We start from the raw sequence: 1,689 nt of genomic DNA on the forward strand, positions 1-1,689 counted from the left end.
GTGTTGGGCGCGCTCATCGGCGGGACGAGCTACGCGATCGGCTTCACCGCGGCGGCGCTGGCCCCGGTGCTGGCGATCGCCGTGGTGCCGGTGGCCGCCGAGGCGCGGCGGCGCCTAGACCAGGAAGCGGAAGGCCGGTGACCCCGGTTCGAGCACCTCGATCTGCAGCGGCGAGCGCGCCATCCGCTCGAGCAGCGGCTCGTAGTCCGCGCGCTGCCCGATCTCGACACCGACGAGTGCCGGCCCCGACTCGCGGTTGTCGCGCTTGACGTACTCGAAGCGCGTGACGTCGTCGTCCGGGCCGAGGACCTCGTCGAGGAAGCGGCGCAGCGCGCCCGGCTCCTGCGGGAACTCGACGAGGAAGTAGTGCTTGAGGCCCTGGAAGCGCAGCGAGCGCTCGATGACCTCGGCGTAGCGGGAGACGTCGTTGTTGCCGCCGGAGAGGATGGCGACGACCGTCTCGCCCGGCGTCAGGTCCAGCTCCGGCCCGTCGGCGCGCAGCGCCGCGCCCGCCAGGGCGCCCGCGGGCTCGGCGATGATGCCCTCGGTCTGGTAGAGCGCGAGCATCTCGGTGCAGACCAGGCCCTCGTCGACGGCGATCACCTGCGCGCCCGAGCGCCGGATCATCGGGAAGGTGACCGCACCGGCCTTGCGGACCGCGGCGCCGTCGACGAACCGGTCGAACCCGTCCTCGTCGAGCACCACGGGGGTGCCCGCGTGCAGCGCGGCCGCCACGTTGCGCGCCCCCGCCGGCTCGACCCCGATCACCCGGGTCCGTGGGTACGCGGACGCCAGCCACGTCGCGGTGCCCGCCAGCAGCCCGCCGCCGCCCACCGGCACGACGACGACGTCGGGCGCGTGCCCGAGCTGCTCGACGACCTCCGCGACCACCGTGGCCTGGCCGGCCACCGTCCGGCTGTCGTCGAAGGCCGGCACCAGCGTCGCGCCGGTCTCGCCGGCGAAGGCCGTGGCCGCCGACGAGGCCTCGTCGTAGGTGTCGCCCTGGACCACGAGGTCGACCATGTCGCCGCCGAGCGCCGCGATCCGCTCGCGCTTCTGCCGGGGGGTGGTGGACGGGATGAGCACCCGGCCGTGGACCCGGTGGGCCTGGCAGGCGAACGCGAAGCCCTGGGCGTGGTTGCCGGCCGAGGCGCACACGACGCCGGCGGCGCGGGCCTCGTCGTCGAGCTGGGAGATGAGGTTGTACGCGCCGCGCAGCTTGTAGGAGCGGCCGACCTGCAGGTCCTCGCGCTTGAACCACACGTCCGCGCCGGAGGCGGCGGACAGGCGCGGGTTCGGCTGCAGCGGCGTCAGCTCCGCGATGCCGGTGAGACGCTCCGCGGCCTCGAGCACCTGCTTCTCGAACGCCGTCCCGTCCCCGCCCGCCATCGCACTGCTCCCTGATCGTCTGGTCCGAACGGCTCATGGTAGGTCGCGACCGCGACGCCCCGGCCGAGCGCCCTCCCGGGCGGACGCGTCGGGCCACACGGGAGCCCCCGGATATCGTGGTGGGCGACCAGGACGGCGAGCCCGGAAGGACGCAGTAGAGCGATGACCGAGACGATCGAGTTCCAGGCCGAGGCCCGTCAGCTGCTGCAGCTGATGATCCACTCGATCTACTCCGACAAGGACGTGTTCCTGCGGGAGCTGATCTCCAACGCCTCGGACGCGCTGGACAAGCTGCGGATG

The 1,689-nt window shown here is 73.5% G+C and carries 1 protein-coding gene; it reads right to left on the minus strand.

What is annotated here, in order from left to right; all coding sequences use genetic code 11:
• Positions 1–114: 114 nt before the first annotated feature.
• Complete coding sequence (gene ilvA / locus AC0CYZ_RS31245; RefSeq protein WP_472222088.1) at positions 115–1,389, minus strand: threonine ammonia-lyase IlvA; 1,275 nt, start codon at positions 1,387–1,389, stop codon at positions 115–117.
• Between the last annotated feature and the right edge of the window lie 300 nt (positions 1,390–1,689).

This window comes from Actinomycetospora sp., from assembly GCF_055612215.1.